Annotated in this window: 17 protein-coding genes and 1 tRNA gene; 9 read left to right on the top strand and 9 right to left on the bottom strand. The window is 64.2% G+C overall.

Annotated elements, in window-relative coordinates; genetic code table 11:
* The first annotated feature begins 31 nt into the window (after nucleotides 1-31).
* On the top strand, nucleotides 32-1,531 hold the full coding sequence (locus tag KF886_20465) for a sulfatase (GenBank protein MBX3179734.1): 1,500 nt from the start codon (nucleotides 32-34) through the stop codon (nucleotides 1,529-1,531).
* 70 nt (nucleotides 1,532-1,601) lie between these two features.
* On the top strand, nucleotides 1,602-2,561 hold the full coding sequence (locus tag KF886_20460) for a DUF4190 domain-containing protein (GenBank protein ID MBX3179733.1): 960 nt from the start codon (nucleotides 1,602-1,604) through the stop codon (nucleotides 2,559-2,561).
* A 116-nt stretch (nucleotides 2,562-2,677) separates the two neighbouring features.
* Here the strand turns inward: KF886_20460 and KF886_20455 are convergent, their stop codons facing one another.
* The 4 genes from KF886_20455 to aroF all read right to left on the bottom strand — a co-directional run bounded on the left by KF886_20455 (nucleotide 2,678) and on the right by aroF (nucleotide 6,015).
* Nucleotides 2,678-3,523: a hypothetical protein gene (locus KF886_20455; protein ID MBX3179732.1), complete on the bottom strand. Its 846-nt coding sequence runs from the start codon at nucleotides 3,521-3,523 to the stop codon at nucleotides 2,678-2,680.
* Nucleotides 3,524-3,543: 20 nt separating this feature from the next.
* Complete coding sequence (locus KF886_20450) at nucleotides 3,544-4,257, bottom strand: rRNA pseudouridine synthase (protein ID MBX3179731.1); 714 nt, start codon at nucleotides 4,255-4,257, stop codon at nucleotides 3,544-3,546.
* Nucleotides 4,258-4,262: 5 nt separating this feature from the next.
* Nucleotides 4,263-4,796, bottom strand: coding sequence for an SMC-Scp complex subunit ScpB (gene scpB / locus KF886_20445; GenBank protein MBX3179730.1), 534 nt, complete (start codon nucleotides 4,794-4,796; stop codon nucleotides 4,263-4,265).
* Nucleotides 4,797-4,998: 202 nt separating this feature from the next.
* Nucleotides 4,999-6,015 (bottom strand): 3-deoxy-7-phosphoheptulonate synthase, encoded by a 1,017-nt coding sequence (gene aroF, locus KF886_20440; GenBank protein MBX3179729.1) that lies wholly within the window; start codon nucleotides 6,013-6,015, stop codon nucleotides 4,999-5,001.
* Nucleotides 6,016-6,378: 363 nt separating this feature from the next.
* On the opposite strand from aroF, the gene KF886_20435 reads away from it, so the two are divergent.
* Nucleotides 6,379-8,091 carry a VWA domain-containing protein gene (locus KF886_20435; protein MBX3179728.1) on the top strand — a complete coding sequence of 571 codons (1,713 nt, stop codon included), beginning with the start codon at nucleotides 6,379-6,381 and terminating at the stop codon, nucleotides 8,089-8,091.
* A gap of 29 nt (nucleotides 8,092-8,120) precedes the next feature.
* Nucleotides 8,121-8,477, top strand: a complete 357-nt coding sequence (locus KF886_20430) for a hypothetical protein (protein ID MBX3179727.1) — start codon at nucleotides 8,121-8,123, stop codon at nucleotides 8,475-8,477.
* 1 nt (nucleotide 8,478) lies between these two features.
* Here the strand turns inward: KF886_20430 and KF886_20425 are convergent, their stop codons facing one another.
* The gene (locus KF886_20425) at nucleotides 8,479-9,996 is read right to left on the bottom strand and encodes a L,D-transpeptidase family protein (protein MBX3179726.1); all 1,518 of its coding nucleotides are present in this window, start codon (nucleotides 9,994-9,996) and stop codon (nucleotides 8,479-8,481) included.
* Between the two features lie 144 nt (nucleotides 9,997-10,140).
* On the opposite strand from KF886_20425, the gene KF886_20420 reads away from it, so the two are divergent.
* Together KF886_20420 and KF886_20415 are read left to right on the top strand one after the other, a co-directional pair.
* Complete coding sequence (locus KF886_20420) at nucleotides 10,141-11,211, top strand: hypothetical protein (GenBank protein MBX3179725.1); 1,071 nt, start codon at nucleotides 10,141-10,143, stop codon at nucleotides 11,209-11,211.
* Between the two features lie 113 nt (nucleotides 11,212-11,324).
* A complete protein-coding gene (locus tag KF886_20415; protein MBX3179724.1) occupies nucleotides 11,325-12,755 on the top strand; it encodes a hypothetical protein in 1,431 nt (476 codons plus the stop codon).
* Here KF886_20415 and KF886_20410 read toward each other — a convergent pair.
* The 4 genes from KF886_20410 to KF886_20395 all read right to left on the bottom strand — a co-directional run bounded on the left by KF886_20410 (nucleotide 12,752) and on the right by KF886_20395 (nucleotide 17,967).
* Nucleotides 12,752-14,068, bottom strand: a complete 1,317-nt coding sequence (locus KF886_20410; protein MBX3179723.1) for a glycosyltransferase — start codon at nucleotides 14,066-14,068, stop codon at nucleotides 12,752-12,754. The genes KF886_20415 and KF886_20410 overlap by 4 nt on opposite strands.
* A 33-nt stretch (nucleotides 14,069-14,101) precedes the next feature.
* Complete coding sequence (locus KF886_20405; GenBank protein ID MBX3179722.1) at nucleotides 14,102-14,791, bottom strand: metal-dependent transcriptional regulator; 690 nt, start codon at nucleotides 14,789-14,791, stop codon at nucleotides 14,102-14,104.
* Nucleotides 14,792-15,108: 317 nt separating this feature from the next.
* A tRNA-Met gene (locus tag KF886_20400) sits at nucleotides 15,109-15,185 on the bottom strand.
* A 169-nt stretch (nucleotides 15,186-15,354) separates the two neighbouring features.
* Nucleotides 15,355-17,967 carry a sigma-70 family RNA polymerase sigma factor gene (locus KF886_20395; GenBank protein MBX3179721.1) on the bottom strand — a complete coding sequence of 871 codons (2,613 nt, stop codon included), beginning with the start codon at nucleotides 17,965-17,967 and terminating at the stop codon, nucleotides 15,355-15,357.
* A gap of 154 nt (nucleotides 17,968-18,121) precedes the next feature.
* On the opposite strand from KF886_20395, the gene KF886_20390 reads away from it, so the two are divergent.
* The 3 genes from KF886_20390 to KF886_20380 all read left to right on the top strand — a co-directional run.
* Nucleotides 18,122-19,342 (top strand): hypothetical protein, encoded by a 1,221-nt coding sequence (locus KF886_20390; protein ID MBX3179720.1) that lies wholly within the window; start codon nucleotides 18,122-18,124, stop codon nucleotides 19,340-19,342.
* A gap of 150 nt (nucleotides 19,343-19,492) precedes the next feature.
* Entirely contained in the window at nucleotides 19,493-20,209 is a 717-nt protein-coding gene (locus KF886_20385) for an SUMF1/EgtB/PvdO family nonheme iron enzyme (GenBank protein MBX3179719.1), read from the top strand.
* A 165-nt stretch (nucleotides 20,210-20,374) separates the two neighbouring features.
* Nucleotides 20,375-21,602: TIR domain-containing protein (locus tag KF886_20380; GenBank protein ID MBX3179718.1), on the top strand; the 1,228-nt coding region annotated here is incomplete at its 3' end.

The raw sequence follows: 21,602 nt of genomic DNA, 5'->3' as shown, positions 1-21,602 counted from the left end.
TGAGCGCTCTCAACCCCCTCGGAGAAGAACAGTGTCCGGTTTGCCTCGTTTCGCCTTGTGTTCGCTTGTGCTCCTGGGCGCCGTTTCCCACCACGCGGCGGGCGCACCCCCGAACGTCCTGCTGATCACCTCAGAGGACAATGGCCCGGAACTGGGCTGCTACGGCGATCCCTTCGCCCGCACGCCGAACCTGGACACGCTGGCCGAAGCGGGCGTCCGCTTTGACCGCGCCTTCGTCGTCACCGCCAGTTGCAGCGAATCCCGGTCCGCCCTGCTGACGGGCCTCTTCCCGCATCAGAACGGCCAGATCGGCCTCGCGACCCATCAGTACAGGCAATTCCCGGAGGTCCCGAATATCGTCGCGCTGCTCAAGGGCGCGGGCTACCGGACGGGGCTCATCGGCAAGTTGCACGTGAACCCCGAGAGCGCCTTTCCCTTCGACTTCCGCCTGGGAAGCCGCATCGCCAACAGCTTCTCCTCGCGCGATGTTCGCCAGGTCGCCGAGGGCGCCGCGGAATTCTTTCGCGCCGGCCAGGGCCCCTTCCTTCTCATGGTGAACTTCGCGGACGCGCACCTGCCCTATCTTCGAGAGAGCCATGGCCTGCCGGAGAACCCGATCTCCGGAGACGCAGTGGCGATGCTACCGTGGGTGGGGCTGGAAACGCCGGCCCTTCGAGATGCGCAGGCGGACTACTACAACTGCCTGTCGCGGCTCGACACCGGCATCGGCCTGCTGCTTCAGGCGCTGGCCTCGGCGGGGCGGGACAGCGATACGCTGGTCATCTACCTCGGCGACCACGGCGCGCAGTTTCCGCGCGGGAAACTGGCCAGCTACGATTCCGCCCTGCGCGTGCCGCTGCTGATCCGCTGGCCGGGCGTCTCGAAATCGGGCCTGACGCGGGACGAACTCACCAGCAGCCTTGATATCGCGGCCACGATCCTCGACGCCGCCGGCATCGATTCATCCACCCCCCTGGCTGGGCGCTCCCTGCGGCCGCTGTTGCGCGGGGAGCTGTACCCGTGGCGGGAGTACCTCGTCACCGAGTATCACGGCCACTATCCGCCGCTGTACTTCCCGCAACGAACCATCCGGGACGCCCGCTACAAGCTCATCGGTAACCTCCTGCGGGACCGGCCCAATCCCATTGCGCACGCCTTCACCCAGCTTGATCCGCCGACCCAGCGCACCTACGCAACCCCCGCCATCATCGGCGCGGCCCCGGAGCCGGTCCGGGAAGCGTACGCGACCTGGCTTGACGCCCCGCCCATCGAGCTGTACGACCTCGCGAACGACCCGCACGAGTGGAACAACCGCGCGGGCGACCCGGCGCTGGCGCCCGTGAAGGCGCGCCTGCTCGACGCGCTCGCCGCCTGGCAAAAGGAAACCGCCGATCCACTGGCCGACCCCGCCATCCTCGAACAACTAACCCGTGAACACGACGCCGTGCCTACGCCCTATACCCGCAACCCGGATCACGAATGGCGCTACCCCGAATATCTGGACATGCGAAAGAAGGCCGCGCGGCGGTAGGGCTTAGTTCCGGTTGCGGCGTGGCTGTTGTTGCTCCGACGTGACCGCACAACAGAAGAGGACTTAACCCATGAATTCGTCTCCACCGTCGCCGCCGCCTCTCCCCCCGGGCGCTTCCGCGCCGAGAACGAGTGGACTCGCCATCGCCAGCCTGGTCCTGGGCATACTGTCCCTGTTCCTGACGATTCTCACATCGATTCCGGCCATCATCTGCGGCATTCTCGCGCTAACCAGAATCAGCAGTTCCCGGGGACAATTGGCCGGAAGGGGGCTTGCGATCTCCGGGATCGTTACGGGCGTGCTGTTTGCGCTGCTGCTGCCGGTGGTATTGATGTTCATCTTCATCATGATGCCCGCCCTGTCACGAGCGCGGGATGTGGCCGAGCGCGCGGCGTGCCAGAACAATTTGAAGCAGATGGGTTTGGTCTTAAAGATGTACGCCAACGAATCGAAGGGTGAGTACTTTCCCCAACTTTCCTCCGAACCGGGGGTGCTGATGTTGTCGCTCAAGGAAGTGTACCCCGAGCTCCTGCTGGATTTGTCTACCCTCATCTGCCCGAGTGATGCGCAACAGGCGCGGATGAATCCGGGTCCGGACATGGCCTTCGGCGATCAGAGCTACATTTACTTCGGCTATGTGATCACGAGCGAGGACGAGTTTGAGGCCTTTACGGAGGTCTACCGGGAGCGCGTAGCGCAGGGTTTGCCCTTCGACGAGGATCTCGAAGCGCCCCCGGGCCGCGGCTCCATGGGTTCCGATAGATTTTACCGGCTGCGGGAGGGTGTGGAACGGCTCTTCGTTACCGACAACACCGATCCCGGGGCGGGCGCAAGAATACAGTCGATGATACCAATCATGTGGGACCGGGTGGGGAGCCAGCCAGGCGTTTTGACGTTCAACCATATGCCCGGCGGCGCAAATGTCCTGTACATGGATGGGCACGTTGAGTTTAAACGGTACCCGGATTCCTGGCCCGTGACCCGGCGCGCCCCCGAGCTGTTCAGCGAATTGGAGGCGTTGGGAGATTGACAGCAGTTAGATCACAATCTGACAGGGGTCTACTTCATGCGCATAGGTTAAAACAAGACTCAGTGCGGCGTTGATGTGGCGGCTTGAAATCTGTCCGCCAGTCAATGAGGAGGCGTTCAGCCCTCCTCGTATCCTTCGGGAGATTCCTGCGCCGCCGCACGCTGCCTCGTGCGCTTTGGCGGCAGGGACACCAGCCGCTCCGGGTGTTCCTGCTCCTTTTTGCGGAAATACTCGGCCATGGCGTTAATGTCATTGTTGAACTCCTGACAAATTTGCGCGCGTACTCGACGCACCTCATCAATTATCGGGTCGGAAGTAAGTTCTCCACCCTGGGTAAGCTGCTCGGGCGTACAGATTTCCGGGCGCTTGTAGCCCAACGAATCCAACGCCCGGGCAATCTTCTTCCGATAATGCGCACTGGCGATGGTCTTCACTTTCCATGTCATTAAGAAGTCCGCGCTATTCGCGACAGCGGCGGCAATGTGCAGCACGTCGATATCGGGCGCGCCAGGAAGAGCATTGGCGGCTTGGAGCGCGTCCGCCAACTCGTGCACTTCGCTCGAAGCATCAATCTCCACAATGGCAGACACGCAATCATCCGGCGCTGCGCCCCGCTCGCCTTCCGCGGGCCCCAGCGTGAACAATTCGAAATTGGAGGATTCCTGTTCCCACCACGCGAAGGTTATCAGGTGACGCGCCGCATCCGCTAGGTTGCGCCGATAACGATACGTGGAATAGTCGAATATGCTGCTCTCTATGAACACCTTGGACTTCATGTCAATCAGTATAGCATTCAGTCGCATTTGCTGCACGGGTGTATGGCCGTGCTCGTTTGTCTTGGAGTTCCCCTGAACGACAGCAAGGCAAAACTGTGGGCCGACGCCCTCATGCCGGCAGGGATGCCGGCGCTCCAGGCCGCGCACGCCGCATCCACGCCAGCAGCGAAATTGCACGAGCAGCAACTGTGCGCGTATTTCTCCCCCTACAGCCCGGTCTTTCGCCGCAGCGTGGCCACTTCTTCCTCGGTCAGGTGGCGCCATTCCTCCGGTTTCAGATCCCCCACCCGGATCCCGCCGAACTCGACGCGCACCAGGCTGGCGACGGGGTGGCCGACGGCCTTGCACATGCGCTTGACCTCGCGCTTTTTTCCCTCGTGGATCTGGAGGCGGATGAGGCTCTGTTTGGCGGTGTGCTTCATGACGCGGGCCTTCGCGGGCGCGGTGACGCCGTCCTCCAGTTCCACGCCGGCCTCCAGGCGCGCGATGGCGTCGTCCCCCACGCGGCCCCAGACCCAGGCCAGATACACTTTCGGGATCTGGTAGCGCGGGTGGATGAGGCGGTTCGCCAACTCGCCGTCGTTGGTGAGCAGGAGCACGCCGCCGACGTCCAGGTCGAGCCGCCCGACGGGAAAGACGCGCGCGGCCAGGCCCTGGAGGCAATCGAGCACGGTCCTGCGACCGTGGGTGTCCTTTGCGGTGGTGACGGTGTTGGGGGGCTTGTTGAGGAGGAGGTAGACCGGCGCCTCCTCCCCCACCGGCTTCCCGTCGAGGAGCACGGTGTCGGCGGCGGGATCCACCTTGCAGCCGAGCGCGGCCACTTCGCCGTTGACCGTGACGCGTCCCGCTTCGATGAGGGCCTCGGAGGCGCGGCGCGAGGCGACGCCGCAGGCGGCCAGGTATTTCTGGAGCCGCTCCACGGGCCCTACCGGGTTTCCTGGAGCTCTTCCAGGGTCGGCAGTTCCTTGAGGCTGCCCAGGCCGAACTGCATGAGGAATTCGTCCGTTGTGCGGTAGAGTTTGGGGCGCCCCGGCGCGTCGGAGATGCCGGCCACCTTGATCAGGTGGCGTTCCTGTAGCTGGTCGAACGCGTGGGACACGCTGACGCCGCGGATCGCCTCCACTTCGGCGCGCGTGGTGGGCTGCTTGTAGGCGATGATCGCCAGCGTCTCCAGCACGGCCTTCGAGAGGCGCTTGCTCTTCTTGATCTGGAACAGGCGTCGGATGAACGGCGCATACGCCGCCTTGGTCATCAGCTGGTAGCCGCCGCCGATTTCCTTGAGGAAGTAGGGCAACTCTTCGCGCCCGGCGAGCTCCTCCCGCAGTTCTTCCAGCAGGGTCTTCACGATCTCGGGGTCCAGATCCGGGCTGATCGCCTCGGCCAGGCGCCCCGCGCTCATGGGGCGATCGCTCGCGAACAGCAGCGCATACAGCGCCTGGCGGGACTCTTCCCGGCTCATGGACTCGAAGGAGATCAGTTCCTCTTCGCCGTCCGCGTCCTCGGCGTGCCCCTCGGCTTCCGGGTCGTCCGGGGCGGGCGTCGCCGCTTCGGGTTCCGCCTCGGTTACCGCGTCCATCTCGTCTTCGGGTGCTGCCATGAGTTCCCTCGCGCCTGCGTCCGTTACGCCCCGGCCGGCGGCCATGCCGCCCGCGTCCGAGGGCTCAGCCCATCTTCTGGCCCATAAGCTCCAGAAACGGCTGCAATTCCTTCACGAGCGCCGCAAATTTCGCCGGGCGCAGCGACTGCGGGCCGTCGGAAAAGGCCTCTTCCGGACGCGGGTGCACTTCGATCATCAGGCCATCGGCCCCGGCCGCCACCGACGCGCGCGACATGGACGCAATGATGTCCCAGCGGCCCGCCGCGTGGCTCGGATCCACGACCACGGGCAGGTGCGTGTATTTCTGCAGCACCGGCACCGCGTGGATGTCCAGGGTGTTCCGCGTCTCGGTTTCAAAGGTCCGGATGCCGCGCTCGCAGAGCACCACGTTCGGGTTGCCCTCGGACATGACGTATTCCGCGGACATCAGGAATTCCTGGATCGTGGAGGCCATGCCGCGCTTGAGGAACACGGGCTTGCGCGAGCGGCCCACGGCCTTCAGGAGCCCGAAGTTCTGCATGTTGCGCGCGCCGATCTGGAACATGTCCGCGTGTTTCTCCACCAGCGGAACCTGCTCAATCGTCATCACTTCGGTCACCACCGGCAGCCCATAGGTCTTACCGGCCTCTTCCAGCAGAATAAGGCCCTGCTCTTCCATGCCCTGGAAGCTGTAGGGGGAGGTCCGCGGCTTGTAGGCGCCGCCGCGCAGCATATTGCCGCCCGCGTCCTTCACGGCCTTCGCGGTTTCCATGATCTGGTCCCGCGACTCCACCGAGCACGGCCCGCCCACGATGCAGAAGTGCCCGCCGCCGATCTTCACGTTGCCGCACTGCACGACCGAGCGCTCCTGACGCACTTCCAGGCCCGCCAGCTTGAAGGGCTTCAGAATCGGCACCACCTTCTCCACATGCGCGAGGCTTTCCAGCGCGGCAAGCCGCTCCTTGCCCCGCTCGTCACCCACGGCGGCGATAACAGTCCGCTCCACGCCTTCGATGACATGCGCGCGGTACCCGAAGGCTTCTACTTTCTCGATAACGTGATCGACATCTTTTTTGTCACGCGAGGCCATTACGATAATCATGGCGTGGTCTTTCTTTCCTGCAACGGTTCCCGGCGGTTTGCGCCGATTACTGCTTGTGTCGTGTCTATCCCGCCCGGCTGGACCGTAGAATGGTCGCTCCCAAGAGGCAAGAGGAGGGCAAGGCCGCTCGCCGCGCGCACCGGCGCGGCGCCCGGCGACGCGGGCGACCGGCGGGCGGAATCCGAACGGGAGCGTCCAGACCACACGCCGGTACAAGGCCCCTCAGTATAGCGCCCGGGGCCATGGAAAAGCAACGAAACGCCGCCGTTATGGTATATGATAACGTGTGAATCGGGGTCCCGGTCGCGTCCGCCGCCGGGGGCCGCCCCGGCGCCGGCAAAACCTGAATGCAAGGGCACAGACATGACGCGATTTCAATCATTTGCGCGGGGGGCAGCCATCACCGGAGTCGCGATTCTCGCCGCGGGCTGTCCTCAGGAGGCTATCGAATTCTCGAAGGAATCGCTGGACTTCGGCACGGATACGAACCCGGCCTTCTTCATGGTCTGGAACAACAACCCGGGCGCGGGCCGGGTCGACCTGGTGCTGTCCCACGACGACTGGATCGTGCCCAACGTGCGCCGGGTGGTTTGCCCCGCGCCGCCGACGGAAAACGGGCCGTTTGCGAAGCAGAATATCCAGGTCGAGATTGATCGATCGTGCCTGCCGGCGGGCACGCATATGGGCGAGATTGTGTTTTCCGGCAGCGGTGTCGTTTCCCGGTCCATTCCGGTCACCGTGCGGCAGACCGCCAGCGGCTCGTGCAGCGACATGAGCGTCGAGAACGTCGCGGCGGTTTACTCCGCGCCCTATCTCGTCGACTTTTCGTTCACGTTGCGCGACCGGCGGGGCAACGCGATCATCCGCGATCCCAGGGACTTCACGGTGGTCGCGCGCGAGAACGGGCGCACGCTGCCGGGGGAAACGGGCGTGCAGATGGTGCGCGGCGCCGTGCGGCAATTGCGCGCGGCGCTCGTGCTGGACTACACGGACTCGATGCAGCGATCGCCGGGCGCGATCGGCGCCATGGAGCGGGCGGCGACCGGCGTATTCCTGCCCGCGCTGAACGAGGACGCGCTCGTGAGCGTGACGGAGTTTCACCGCGAGGATCGCGACGCCATCGAAGTCGTTCCCTTTACGGTGGATCGCGGCTATTTGAACAGCGCCATCGCCGGAATCCAGGGGGAATACGTGCAGGGATTCGCCGGGGCGTCCCGGCTCTTCGATACGCTGCTCACGGCCATTCGGAGCTTCAGCACGCAAAACGCGGGCCGCGAATCCCGCTATCTCATCGTATTCACGGACGGCGGCGACACGTCCAGCTTCAGCACGGCCAACGACGTCATCAACGCCGCGCAACAGCGGGGCGTGCGCATCTTCGCGGTGGATTTCGGGGAGGAGGAGGTCGACGCGGGCCTGATCCAGCTGACCAGCAATACCCGCGGCCAGCTTTTCGCCGCGGCGTCCGTGGCGCAGTTGGAGGACGCGTTCCGCCGGATTGTGCGCGAGCTCGACGGCCAGTACAACATCCGCTGGGCGACGCTTGCCCGCAGCAGCGAGCCCTTCCGGCCCGGCTTCATGTTGACGCTCGGAAGCGACACCGCGCGCTACACCGCCGAGACGGACTATGTGCCCACGCGCTATGTCGGCGACGGCGTCCTCCGTGGTAAACTGCGCTTCATAACTTCCGATAGCCTGACCGCGACGACGGTTTTCCTGCGCGCCGACTACGTGCCCCGGAACATACGCCGCTTCAAGATTACGCTGGGCAGCGCATACGGCTTCGGTGTGGAGGTGGTGGATGAATCCAATTTCGGGTTGCTGGCGGGCTGGGACCTGGCGGCGCCCGTTTCCGGGCCGGGCAACCAGCTGACCCTGGATTTCACGGCGCCGGGCGACCCCGGCGAACCCATGCCGTATGGCGCGTTCGGGCCAATGCTTCGCATCACCTTTGACGCGTTGCTGCCCGATGACGCCGAAGTGTTTAATGTGGTGTACGTGGACAACACGGTCTATCCCGAAGCCGCCGGCCAGTCCTTCGATGTCGCGGGCTACAACAACACACCGCCCGAGTAAGAATCCCGAGAAGCAAGAGAGAGAACATTTTGATCGAGTTTCATTGTCCCCGCTGTAACGCCCTCCTGCAACTCCCGGACACCGCCGCCGGCATTATCATTCCCTGCCCTTCCTGCAACGTGGACGTGCCGGTTCCGGTGACCGCCTCTGCGCAAGTGATTGACGTGCGCGCCGAGGCCCTGAACGACCCCGATCCGCCGCCCGAGGACTACGAGAACGACCCGTTCTTCAATCCGGCCCACCAGCAGCCCTTTTCGGGGCAAGCCTGGGGCCGCACAATCCGCGTACAGCGGACGGGCGACGGTTCCGGCTGCTGCCTGCTCGGATGCCTCGGCGTCGCCTTCTTCCTTTTCCTGGCAATCCGGGGCTTCATCTCGCTCTTTTAGATCAGCCTGCGCGAATGGTGACCGGCGTTCCAATAGGGATGCGATCGAAAAGCGCCTCGACATCGGACGGACGCATCCGGATGCAGCCGCGGCTCAGGTTGCCCCCGATTGATTCCCGATCCGCCGTGCCGTGAATGCCCAGCGGCGTCGGTCCGCTTTCATCACCCAGGCCAAGCCAGCGCGACCCCAGCGGGTTCTCCGGATCCCCGGCGGGCACCACGTCGCCGCCGTTGTACCAGTCGGGATGCCGTATCTTGTTCACGATGGTGTACTCTCCGGGACGCGTGCGATCCTGCGCGCCCAGGCCGACCGGATAAACGGCCTCAATCACGTTGTCGACCAGGACCGTGAGCAGGTAGTTCGCCGCGTCCACCTCGATCCGCGCGCCACCGTCACCCGCCGCCGCGCCCGATACCGGATCGGCGGTGGGGGCATCGGCCAATTCCCCCGCCGGCGCGATGTCGAAGGCGCGCGCCAGGGGAGCCCGGGCGGCGTCCGCGCCCGGCTCCAGAAGGAGTCCATCCCGAAAGGCCTCGCGCACCGCGCGCCATGCCGCCGGCACCGCCGCGAGATCGCCGAAGGGGCGCTCCAGCAAGGCAAGCGCCTCGCTGGTCCGCCCCGACCGAGCGAGGGCCTCCGCCTCGCCCAGTTCCGCGAGGTAGCGTTCCACGGGCGTGGCGTCTCCAGCATCCCGGGCCGACGCAAACGCGCGGGCCGCGGCCGGGAAGTCGCCTTCCGCGAGCCAATGACCGCCCCGGCTCAACAGTGCGCCCGCATCGCCGCTTTCGAGCATGTCCATCGATACGGCGGCCTCCACCGGAGGATCGGCGGGCAATTGATCGGCCGAAGCCGCCTCGGGTCCATCCAGAGCCCACGCGGCGCCCCTGATTTCGGACTCCAGGGCAGGCCCCGACGCCGCCTCGGCGGGCGGGCTGCCAGCGACGCCGAGCCGCCAGAGCAAACCCCAGGTCAGCAGCATGACCAGCAGCGCGAAGAGAAGCAGTAACAACATCCACACCAGAGTGCGGGACTTGCGGCGGTCCGCTTTCCGCGCACGCTGCTTATTCCGCGCGGCGGCGCTCAGTTCAAACTCGACACCCGGCCCGGCCGCCTCCAGGCTCCGGCGAACTTCCTCCGCAATCCGGGCGGACTCCTGCCGCCCCGCGACGTGAAAGCGGGCGCCGGTGTTTTCGGTGGGCGGGGCGGCCTGAAGAAAGCGAACCCCCATCGCGTAAAGGTTCTTTTCAGACAGCGAGCGCACCCAGGCCACCTCCGCGCGCACCATCGAAATGTGGCCGGGAGCCACGGCGTCGCCCGAGTGCAACTCAATTTCGAGGTGCCGCCCGATTACATCCGGCTGGGTCGTGTGAATCAGCAGACCGTCCGCGCTGATATCCAGCGCGACGCCCTGGCGCAGCATCCCCTCGCCGCGAACCCCCGAAAACACCACGCGCCGGTGAATGGGCTCCCGCGCCGTAGATCGCCGCTCGATGGTTCGCTCGTCGCTCGCTTCTGTCACAATCCCTTCCTCTCCGCGCTGATCCAGGCTGCGAATCGCCTCATGCGGGAGTATACCATGGCCGCGCGCCCTTGAAGCGCCGGCCCGCGCCTCCTATAATCCGGGAGAGTCGGGGAGGCGCCGCCGCGCGCCCGTGGAGCAGCCATGCGCGAACAAGAACCCTTATCATCCCATATGCTGGAGGAAGCCCTCGCGGCCTGGAACGCACGGGCGCAACACCGGGCCGTTCCCATACTGGCGAATGCCCACGAGAGTTATCACGCGCTCCGACGCCTCGTGGAACTCTCGCAAGCTTGCCGCCCGCTCAGCGCCGGAGACGTTGCGCGCGCATCGGGCGGAGACGGCCAGGCCCCGCTGGATCCCGTGCGCGCCCTCCGGGAAATGGCCTCGCAACTGGACGAGCTCGAAAGCACGCTCGCCACGGCCGCCACACAGCTGCACCGGGCCTGCGCCCTGGGCGAGAATGTCGTCCGCGACCTGCGCATCCTGCTGCCGGACCGGGGCAGGGACGCATCCATCCACCTGCCCGAGGATGACGCACCGGACCCGGACCTTCCCGACACCCACCTCCTGGCGCGCATGATCGATGCGCAGCGGGCGGAAATCGCGGCGCTGCAAATGCTGGCGGGCGCGCCGGAGACCCCGCCAGAATCGGCTGGTCCCGCGCGGCGCGACGGCATCAAGTTCCAGGACATCCAGGCCTTCGTTCAGGAATCGCCCATATCGGATCGCGCCTCGATACCGGCGTACTACCAGCGCCTGTTGGAAGCCGCGAACTCCGCCGGCCGCAAACGCGTGCCCATGGGCGAACTCCTGACGCTCGCCGGCCTGATCTCCGAGCGCCAGCTCATAAACGCGCTGGAGCGACAGCGGGGGGATCACCGGAAACCGCTGGGCTCGCTGCTGGTGGATCTGGGCTACACCACCGAGGACGCCATCGCGCAGGCGCTGGCCGCACAGCTTTCCCTGCCCTACGTCGTACTCGCCAATGAGTTTGTGCGCGAAGGCGCCCTCAGCAAGATCCCCGCACACCTCGCCCGGCGCCATGTCTGCTTTCCGCTCAATTTCACCGATCAGCGCTTGACGGTGGCCATGGCCAACCCGCTCGACCTGATCGCGCTGGAGGACCTCCACATCGCGTCCTCCATGCAGATTCGACCCTGCGTCGCGGCCCGCAGCGAAATCCAGAAGCATATCCGGACCTATTACGTCTGAGGCCGCCGGCGCGTTTGCGTCCGCCCTTGACGATTCCCCCGGGCCTTTCTATAATCCAAGTTGGCCGGATCGCGTGTACGCTGGAATTGCGCCCGGATCGGAAGGACTCTCCCTTGTCTGAAAATGGCAACGACATCTACGCCCGCCTGAACGTCTTCATCGACGATTGGAGCACGCAACTGTCGCGCTCGCACGAGGAGCTGTCCGCGCAAATCGGATCCGCCCGGAGCCATCTGGACCGGCTGCTGGAATCCGGCCGACTGGCGTTGCCGGGCGCGGACGAGGAGGCCGACCTCGATCACGAAGCGCGCCTCGCCGCGGTTCAGGCGGAGGCGGAAGAAATACAGCGGGCCCTCGAAAACGAGATCAGCCGGCTGCGCGAACGCCTTGAACAGCAGGGCGCGCAGGACGAAGAGGCCCGGGTGGAGCGAGAACAACTCATCCAGGCGCGCGACGAGGCCGCCGAGCACGTACGCAACCTCGAAAGTGAACTCCAGGAACTCCGCGAACGCCTTGAACAGCAGGGCGCGCTGGATGAAGAGGCCCGGGTGGAACGAGAACAACTCATCCAGGCGCGCGACGAGGCCGCCGAACGCGCCAGCAACCTCGAAAGCGAACTCCAACAGCTGCGCGAACGCCTCGAACAGCAGGGCGCGCTGGATGAAGAGGCCCGCGCCGAACGCGAGCAGCTGATACTGGCGCGCGACGATTCCGCCGAGCGCGCAAACAACCTCGAAAGCGAACTCCAACAGCTGCGCGAGCGCCTCGAACAGCAGGGCGCGCAGGACGAAGAGGCCCGCGCGGAACGAGAACAACTCATCCAGGCGCGCGACGAGGCCGCAGAGCGCGCTGCGGCGCTGGAATCGGAACGCGACGAGGCCAGCCGCCAGGTTGCGGCGCTTTCCGCATCGCTGGAGGAATCGCGCGCCCACCTCGCCGAGCAAGCCGCGCGCGATGAAACGGCGGCATTGCGCGCCGCCCTCGAATCGCTGCAAGAGGACTACGCGGCGGCGCAAGAGACAATCCGCGCGCTTCGGGAGCCGGCGCCCGGCGGCGCCGAGGGCGGGCGCGACGGCGCGGGCATTGACGCCTTCGACGCGCGCGGGCACAAGCGACGCATGGGCGAGATCCTGATTGATCTCGGGGTGCTCACGGAGCCGGAACTCAAGGCCCTGCTCAAGGAGCAGGCGGCGGATCCGCACAAGCGGCTTGGCGCGCTGGCGGTGCAGCACGGCTTCGCGGGCGAGGAGCTGGTCGCCCGAATACTCGCCGCGCAATTGCGGCTGCCGTACCATGATGTGCGGGAAGCCAATCCCGACCCGCGCGCCCTGGCGATGGTAAGCCCGCACGTGGTGCGCCTCCACCACTGCCTGCCGCTACGCGAGGACGAGGGCGTGCTGACGGTCGCCATGGTGAACCCCCTTGACCTGATCGCCATGGAGGATGTGGAGCTCGCGAGCGGATGCCGGGTCACCCCCGTCGTCGCCACCCGCGCGCAGATCGATGAACGCCTGGCCACCCTGTACCCGGACGGGGGCGATTAGCAGACCTCCAGGTTCTGGCGCGCTTCGGAAAAGGTCGGCGCAAGCTGGAGCGCACGCATGAACGCGTCCCGCGCCTGCGCGCACTGCCCGAGCGCGTGCAGCGCGACGCCCGCGCCGTTGTGCGCGAGCGCATCCTCGCGATCCTCCTGAAGCGCGGCCACGAAACACCGCAGGGCCGCCCGCGCCTCGCCCCGCGTATACGCTTCCTCGCCCGACTGGCGCGCCTCCAGCGCGCGAATGCGCCGCCCCGCCTCCTCCAGGGCCGGCATGCGGGCCGAGAGATCGCGCAGAACGGTCAGGGCCCCGGCGCCGTCGCCCCCGTAATCCAGCACCCGCGAAAGATACAGCGCCGCCACCGGCGCGGGCGGATGCGCCCGGCATACGTCCCGCAGCCGCCGCTCGGCCTCGTCCAACGCCCCCCGGTGCAGCGCCGTGGCGCCCAGGGCCGTCTGGATGTGTGGCTCGGTGTGGCCCGCCCGCTCCAGCGACATCAGCAGCGCACGCGCCTCGTCCAAATCGCCCCGGTTCAGGCAGATATTGGCCAGCGCGGTGGCCGCGCCCACGTGCGCCGGGTCGGCCCCGAGCGCGCGCCGGCAGGCCAGCTCCGCCTCGCCCGTCTCACCGCACGCCAGCGCCGCCTCCGCCAGATCGTGCAGGGACTTGACGTCCTCGGGAGACGCCGCCACCTTGCGCCGCGCCAGATCCAAGTAGAAATGCGCCTTCTCCAGCCGCCGCGCCTCCCCGCATTCGTAGCCGTAATGGTGGATCAGGATGGAGGAGGAGCGTATCACCCCGCCCAGTTCCCGCACGCTCGCCGTGATGTTTTCGTGCACGGCCTCGCGGTATTCGATCCCGTGGCGGTTGCGGAAAAGCCGCAGCAACCCTACCGGTAGGTAGCCTGAAAAGTGACGGCTGTACGGGCTGCCGGGCGGCGACGCCACCCAGCGCCACGCCCGGACGTCGTTGCAGTAGTTCGCCAGCGTCACCTCGACGGCATCGGATTCCGTGTCCGTGTCGACGATCTCGCGGATGCGCGCCGCGTTCTCCGGATCGACCACCTCGTCGGCGTCCAGGTGCAATAGCCAGCGGCCCCAGGCAAGTTCGATGGTCCGGTTCCGCGCGCGCGCGAAGTCGTTTTCCCAGGGAACGGTGTGCACGCGCGCGCCGAAAGACTTCGCGATAGCCGCCGTATCGTCCGTCGAGCCTGTATCCCCCACCACCACCTCATCCGCGATGTCCGCCACGCCGCGAAGGCACTCCCCCAGCATCGCAGCCTCGTTCTTCACAATCATGATCACACTCAGCGTAGACATCACGCCGATCTCCCACCGCGCGATACGGCCGCGCTACCCGCTCCCCTCCGCCACCGGCGCAACGAACACCTGGCTCGCAACCCGCTGGCCCAGCGCATGCACCTGCGCCGCGCCATTGAAATCCACCTGGACATAAATCGGCCCATCAAATGGCGCCTTCTCCGTCAGGACAATCCGCGCCTTCGGCACGATCCCCAGGCTCGCCACATACCGGAGGACCTCCGAGTCGTCGTCGCACACGCGGCGGACGATGCACGCCTGCCCCACCGGGATCTGGATCAGATTCATCAACGCCTCCCCCGCCGGCATGGTCCCGCCTTTCGTCGGGATGGGATCCCCGTGCGGGTCGAACTCCGGGTGCCCCAGCTTCTCCGCCATCCGGTCCGCCAGCGCCTCCGACACCACATGCTCCAGGCGCTCCGCCTCCCGGTCCACCTCGTCCCAACTCATCCCCAGCGCCTCCTGCAGGAAAAGCTCCACCAGCCGGTGGTGCCGGATCACCTCCAGCGCCACCTTCTCCCCCTGCGGCGTCAGCTGGACTCCGTGGTGGCGCTTGTAGATCACCAGCCGCGGCTTCATCTCCGCCAGCTTCTTCAGCATCTGCGTCACCGATGCCGGCGCAACCCCCAGGCGCGCCGCAATCGCCGACGTACTGACCGGAGTCTCACCATCCGCAATGGTGTAAATGGCTTTGAGGTAATCCTCGACGGCCTCAGAAAGCATGGCAACCTTTCACGCCAGATCCGCCCCGGCCCGGCGGCGGCAACCGCGCCACACGCCCGCCAAGGCTTTAGGCAACGGCTAAAAGTACACCAATACCGAACAAAGTTCAAGCAAATTCTGAGGTAAACCAAAATCCAGAATTAACGCCATCTCATTCGAGAAGCGAGACAATGGCGCGCCTCCGTGTAACGCAACCGCTCCGCCCATCCGCGTCCATCGCCCGTGGCAAGCCGCAGTTGTCACAGGATTGTCACACGGGGCCATTTCGGGCATAGAAAAAGGACTCACGAACATGTCGTAAGTCCTTGGTATTGTTATGGTAGCGGTGCACGGACTCGAACCGCGGACACTCGGATTATGATTCCGATGCTCTAACCAACTGAGCTACACCGCCTTAAGGTGTCGAAAAGCATAGCATACGGTGGGAGGCCATTTCCACTGTTTTTTCCGGGGCCAGCAGCTGAGATCGGCTGCGGAGGGCAACGGCCTATAGAACGATGGCGGCACGGATCACTGATGTCGATTTACAGTTGCCGCCACGGTCTCAGGAGGATGCCCACGGGTCATCCTCCTTCCAACACCAGGGAAACCGTTGGTTGACTGGTTTGTCCATCAAGCGTGATTTCCTGCTGTACAACCGGTGGTTCCTTATCAGGGCCGCCTTCGACATCCAACCACTGACCACAGGCCACAATCACATACGTTCCCGGCGCCAAGCCCCCGAGATTCACGGACTCCCCGGGTCCCACGATGGTGTGGGACGCGGCGGCACGCGCCAGGGCGGCGTTTGCGGGTTCGCCGGACTCCGCTGCAACCGGATAATTGTCCCGTGGGATGGCGAAAAGCCACACCTTCTCAATCTCCGGGTTCACGCCCCGCACATCGCACGTTACGGCGTAACCCGTGTCGAGATAGACGTCGTGCACGTTTTCTTTCCCCGCCTCCAATTCAATCCAATCGCGTTTGGCCAGGGTGTGGTCCATGACCCAGCGGGCGAGCACGGTCGCCGGTCCGGCGGGGAGCTTCTCGAAGATGTAATGGCCCTGTTGGCGGGGTGCGTGAAATTGCTCTTGTGCATCGCCTGTATCGACCACCACGGTTATCGAGGCCTGTGCGGGTTCCATGTCCACGCCGTAAATGTTGCCTTCCAGCGAGGCCGTGGCGGGCGGGAAGTCCAGATCCGCCACGGCGACTTCGCCCGCGCGGACCTCAATTTCGACCGAACGGCTGCGGCGGGTCGGGTTCTGGACGGGGCCGATGCCGCCCTGAACGCGGACTGTCCCGGGGGTGAGGCCGTGGACCCGGTAGTACCCTTCCGCGTCGGATCGCGCCGCGTGGTGCAAGCCGGATTCTTCCGCCACCGATATGGAAGCGTCGCTTTCGGGAATGCCGCCGAGCGACACTACGCCCTCCACCGACGCGCCATCGGCCAGCACGATTTCCACGAAGTCACTCTCCGCCGGGTTCGCGGTGGCAATGCCGCTGGCGTACCGGTCGTGGCGCGCGTAGAACGTATAGGACTTGTCGGACAGATCCGCGAATTGAAATTGGCCCTCGCTGTCCGTCCACGCCTTTGGGCCATTCTGGCCCGGTATCGGATAGTCCCCGTCGTCGGCGACGACTTCCGCTCCGTCCACCCGCGCGCCATCGGGGTCCCGCACGATACCCTCCAGGGCGTGGCCCGGCTCCAGTGCGATGACCACGTCACGCCGGGTTCCGCCGGGGGGCACATCGTCAACGTGGGCGCGCGCGGGCACGTAGCCTTCCGCGCGCGCGAAAATCGTCGCCTCGCCCGCTTCCACGCGCTCCAGGCGGAATTCGCCGTTGTCATCATGGAAGGACCGGAATTTCAGCCACTCGGCCGGGTCCCGGGCGTGAAACCCGAGGTGCCCGATGCGAAAGTTTGTCACGGGTCTCCGGGTATCCGCATCCACGACCCGGCCCGCGACGGCGCCAATCTCCTGCAAGACAAAATCCACGCCGGTGCTGCCCGCACGCACCTCGTCGCGGCGCTCCGGGCTCATCAATCCCTTGTGGGCCGACACGCGGTACAGCCCATCCCGGTGCAGGCCCACCTTGTAGTATCCCTGGTTGTCGGCCCTTGTATGCGTGGTCTCCAGCGGGGAACGGCCTACCGGAAAGGCACTGACAAGAGCTTCCGGCACGGGCATGGCCCGGGCATCCGTCACGCGACCTTCGATGGTCCAGGGGCTGTCGTCCAGTTGCGGAAAGAGAAGGCGCTCCAACCGTTCTTGCTCCGCGGCATCGGCAGCGGCTTCATCGCCGGCATCCGCCGGAACTAAGTTTGAAAGCCACGCCCCCGCATTCGGCGCCAATTCAGTTGGTGTCGGTTCGCCGGTTACACTTCCTCCACCGACGGTCTCCGTCCTGTTTTCAGGGGATTCCGGCGCCTTTATTCCGACGAGCGCCGTTAGAGCGGCGATGGCCAGGAACGCAGCGATACCCGCCGCGGCAACGGTCTTTTTCACGATCAACAAACCTCCTGCGCCGGCCCAGGCGACGGCATTTGCGGTCCCCGGGGTTGCAATTGCCATTTTTCCCAACGTAACCCGCAATGCCAGTGGGGCCGCCCCGGACAATTCTGTCCCCAGGATTCCAATTAACGCCGCCGTACACATGCTCGCCCCGCGCCGCGAGAGCGCCTTTCGAATCTGCTCGACGCCCTTGCCAATACGGTGCCGTACGGTGGCCTCGGACACCCCGGCCTCCACGGCGATTTCCCGGTGCGTGCGCCCCGCCAGAAAGCGCTCCACGACCGGCGTGCGAAGTGACTCGGGCAGTTCATCGATGGCCTCGTCGATCCAGGCAAGTAGATCCGCCGTGTCGCACCTCGCGTCCTCCGCGTCCGCCGCGCTCGTCTCCACGCATATCACTTCGCGCCGGCGGCGACGCCCCTCGCTCCTCAGCAGGTCCAACGCGCGCCGCCGCGCCACGGTGTGCAGCCACGGCGCGAGGGATCCGCGCACCGTCGGGCGGCAGCCCATGAGGGCTACAAAGCACTCCTGCGCCGCGTCTTCCGCGTCGGAGGCATTGCCCAACACGCGGAGGCACGCCCCATAAACCATGTCCGCGTGGCGGGACACGATCTCCGCGAATGCATCCGCGTCGCGGCGTTGCCGCCAGCGGTCAAATAGCTCGGCATCGTTCACGTTCACAATGGGTTCCTGTACATTCGACTCGTGTTGAATTCTACTCCTTATATCGCCACAGCGAGCAAAAGGCGCAACCGGAAGACGCAATTGGCCGATTACGTTGCCGACGCAATCAACCCGATGCTACGCTATCGATTCAATTTCGAGGAGTAGCTCCATGTTTTCCAAATACAGCCTGCTGCTGTTTGCAGGCACACTCTCCCTGGCCGCACCGGCCCAGCAGGTGAACGTCTTCCCCGCCCCGGACGACCCGCTGCACAAGCGCGTGGCGATGTACGACGCGCTCATGCGCGGGAACCACATCAACGAGGGCGTGTTCATGCAGCACGTCATCTTTCCGCCGGTGGGCGCGGAGGCGCCGCTGGTGGGGAGCCAGGAGGACTGCATCGAGGTGACGGGCGAGATGCTGGCGGCCTATTGCTACCGCTACGCGATCACGAAGGATCCGGAACACCGCCAGCAGTGTCACGATATCCTCGCGGGCATCGAGAAGCTGGAAAAGGTCACCGGCGTGCCGGGCGTCTTCGCGCGGTCGTTCAACAAGACGGACAAACCCCTCTGGCACGAGAAACACCACTTCTTCCCGATTGAATGGCACGAGAGCACGTCCATGCCGGGCTACCGCTGGGAGGGCGACCTGAGCAGCGACAAGTTTGTGGACCTTTGCTACATGCTGGGGCTCTATTACGACCTGGCGGTGGAGGACGAGCACAAGGCCATCGTGGCGGGGATTCTGGACCGCTTCGTGGGCCGGGTGGTGGATTTCAACTTCAAGCTGGTGGACGTGGACAACAAGATGACGCTCTGGGGCAACTTCTGTCCGGACCTGCCGCGCCAGCCGCTGAATTCACTGGAAATACTCGCCGCCCTGAAGACGACCTGGCGCATCACGGGCAAGGATCGCTACCGCGCGGCCTACCGCATGCTCATCGAGAAGCACGGCTACGACGACCACGCGATCCTGGCCAAGACCATCTGGCCGGACGAGTGGAATGTGATCTGGGACGACAAGCTGGCCTGCAAGAGCTTTCTGCAACTCCTACCCCACGAGACGGACCCGTCGCTTATCAATAAGTACACGATGTCCCTCAACCGCCACCAGTACACCTGGGCGCAGCTCGACTATACGCGGGAGCCCGAGATGTGGTTCCCCATGGTCTACGCGGCGCTCACGGGCGATCGCGCGGCGGTGACGCCCAAGGTGATCGAGGCGCTGAAGGGCATGGAAGGCATGCGCCGCTGGAAAAGCGCCTTCCCGGTGGAGCAGGCGGACGGCTCGACCGTGATGGTGGAGGCGGAACAGGAGAACCACGCGGCCGAGATCATCCGCAATTACTGGTTCGGGCGCTACCACGGGTTCATCGACCCCGCGTGGTGATTTTTTCAACCACGAATGGACACGAATTCACACGAATATTCTTCGACGTTTTTCACTCGTTCCCACGGTCCCCCGTGGGCATGCCGAACCAGCCGCTCCGGCGGCGACTGACCCAAGAGATAGAACCCGCGCTCCTCAAGGATTGCCGAAATGAAAAGCTCACACCCAGCCCGATCACTCACCGCGTTACTCGCCCTACTCCTCCTCGCCGCCGCTCCCGCCCTCGCCGAAGACACCCCCAAGCCCCCCGCCGGCATGGTCCACGTGCCCGCGGGCGAGTTCATCATGGGCAGCGAGGTGGGCGACGCCGACGAATCCCCCCGGCACATCGCCACCACGGGCGAATTCTTCATCGACGAATACGAAGTGAGCAACGCGGACTTCAAGCAATTTGACCCGGAGCACAGCTTCCGCGAAGGCCGCGAGAACTTCCCCGCGATCGTCACCTGGGAACAGGCGGACGCCTATGCGAAGTCCCTCGGCAAGCGCCTGCCCACGGAGCAGGAATGGGAAAAGACCGCGCGCGGCATCGACGGGCGCATGTTCCCCTGGGGCGACAGCTACGACCCAACCTTCATCCAGTACGATCGAAACAAGGGCATCGGCGAGACCATCGCCAAACCGAAGAGCCCCTACGGCTGCTACGACATGGCCGGCGGCGCCATGGAATGGACCAGCAGCTGGTATAAGCCCTACCCCGGCAACCCCATCCCCTCCGACAAATACGGCGAGCAATACAAAGTGCTCAAGGGCGGCACGACCTTCAACGACCCCGCCCACATGCGCTGCGCCCACCGCTTCTACCTGCCCGTGGACGACAGCAGCAACTACCTGACGGGCTTCCGGTGCGTGAAGGATGTCGAGTAGTTGTGAACCGAATCGCCCCACTCTTACGCACTATTTAGCTCTTCAGGGTGCTGGACGAAGTCTCTTAAGTGTGAATTTGGCATAGTAGTGTATAATCTCGGCCACATCGAAGCACTCTAAGTTTTGAATTCCACCAAAGCGACAAGTAATGACAGGGGCGGATATATGCCGATCAGAAGGCCGAAGGTATTCATTTCCTACAGTTGGACCACAGAAACTCATGAAGAATGGGTACTTCAGTTAGCCATTGCACTTGAAGAAAACGGCATAAACGCCATCTTGGACAAGTGGGACCTCAAAGAAGGGCAAGACACCTTCGCATTCATGGAAAGAATGGTTTCCGACCCAGATGTCCAGAAAGTCCTTCTGATCTGCGACAAAGGCTACGCGGAAAAGGCTGACAGACGAAGCGGAGGTGTCGGAGCCGAGGCGCAGATAATTACACCGGAACTATACGGAAAGACGGAACAAGGAAAATTCGTCGCAGTGCTTGCAGAACGCGACGAAGAAGGCAACCCTTACTTACCGTCCTACTACAAGTCTCGGCTCTATATAGACCTCAGCGACGAGCATTACGCTGGCGGTTTTGAGCGACTCCTGCGATGGGCGTTTGACAAACCATTGCACGTAAGACCAGACCCTGGTCGCGCACCGGCCTACATCACCGACGACTCACCAATTTCGCTCGGAACATCCTCCAAACTTAGAGCTGCCATGGAAGCCATACGTTCTGAGAAGGCGTTGTGGCGAGTAATCACCGAGGACTATCTCGAGACCCTTGTGAAGAATCTCGAAATTCTACGTATCGAAGGGAACCCAGAACCTATTGATGAAGCTGTGATCAATGCCCTTGAGCAGTTTCTTCCATTCAGAAACGAAGCTATCGAGCTGTTTCAGACTCTTGCAAGATACACGCAAGACGGGAACTCATCGGACCTCCTTCATAGGTTTTTCGAGTCCTTGGTGCCTTATTTGCAGCCGCCGATCAATTGCCAACAGTGGAATGATGGGCACTTGGATGTCTATCGCTTTATCATCCAAGAACTCTTTCTATATGCAGTCGCCTGCCTTCTCAAGAATGAGAAATTTGAGACAACTGCGCACCTACTGAACACACTTTACTACGTAGAAAGGCCTCGTAATCTCGGAGACGAGAACATGCTCTCCTTCGACATTTTTTGGCAGGAAATGAGAACGCTCGATCATCGAAAGAGTCGACTGCAATTGAATAATCGCCTGTCTATTAGATCCGATTTGCTCCAGCAACGATCCAGTGGCTGCGGCGTTAGCTTTCAGAGCCTAATGCAAGCCGACTTCGTATTGTTCATGCATCGATCCGTGAAGGCCATGGACAATGCGGATCAACATAGTTGTAATATGTGGTATCCGGACA

It is taken from the genome of Candidatus Hydrogenedentota bacterium (assembly GCA_019637335.1).
Classification (GTDB): Bacteria; Hydrogenedentota; Hydrogenedentia; order Hydrogenedentales; family JAEUWI01; genus JAEUWI01.
The sequence above is the reverse complement of the archived record's forward strand: the minus strand, read 5'-3'. Positions and strand labels throughout refer to the sequence as shown.

Excerpts from the sequence above, each read along its gene's own strand:
- KF886_20420 (MBX3179725.1), top strand. The coding sequence starts at position 10,141 with ATGCGCGAACAAGAACCCTTATCATCCCATATGCTGGAGGAAGCCCTC.
- KF886_20390 (MBX3179720.1), top strand. The coding sequence starts at position 18,122 with ATGTTTTCCAAATACAGCCTGCTGCTGTTTGCAGGCACACTCTCCCTG.
- KF886_20460 (MBX3179733.1), top strand. The coding sequence starts at position 1,602 with ATGAATTCGTCTCCACCGTCGCCGCCGCCTCTCCCCCCGGGCGCTTCC.
- scpB (MBX3179730.1), bottom strand. The coding sequence starts at position 4,796 with ATGAGCCGGGAAGAGTCCCGCCAGGCGCTGTATGCGCTGCTGTTCGCG.
- KF886_20385 (MBX3179719.1), top strand. The coding sequence starts at position 19,493 with ATGAAAAGCTCACACCCAGCCCGATCACTCACCGCGTTACTCGCCCTA.
- KF886_20405 (MBX3179722.1), bottom strand. The coding sequence starts at position 14,791 with ATGCTTTCTGAGGCCGTCGAGGATTACCTCAAAGCCATTTACACCATT.
- KF886_20435 (MBX3179728.1), top strand. The coding sequence starts at position 6,379 with ATGACGCGATTTCAATCATTTGCGCGGGGGGCAGCCATCACCGGAGTC.
- aroF (MBX3179729.1), bottom strand. The coding sequence starts at position 6,015 with ATGATTATCGTAATGGCCTCGCGTGACAAAAAAGATGTCGATCACGTT.
- KF886_20410 (MBX3179723.1), bottom strand. The coding sequence starts at position 14,068 with ATGTCTACGCTGAGTGTGATCATGATTGTGAAGAACGAGGCTGCGATG.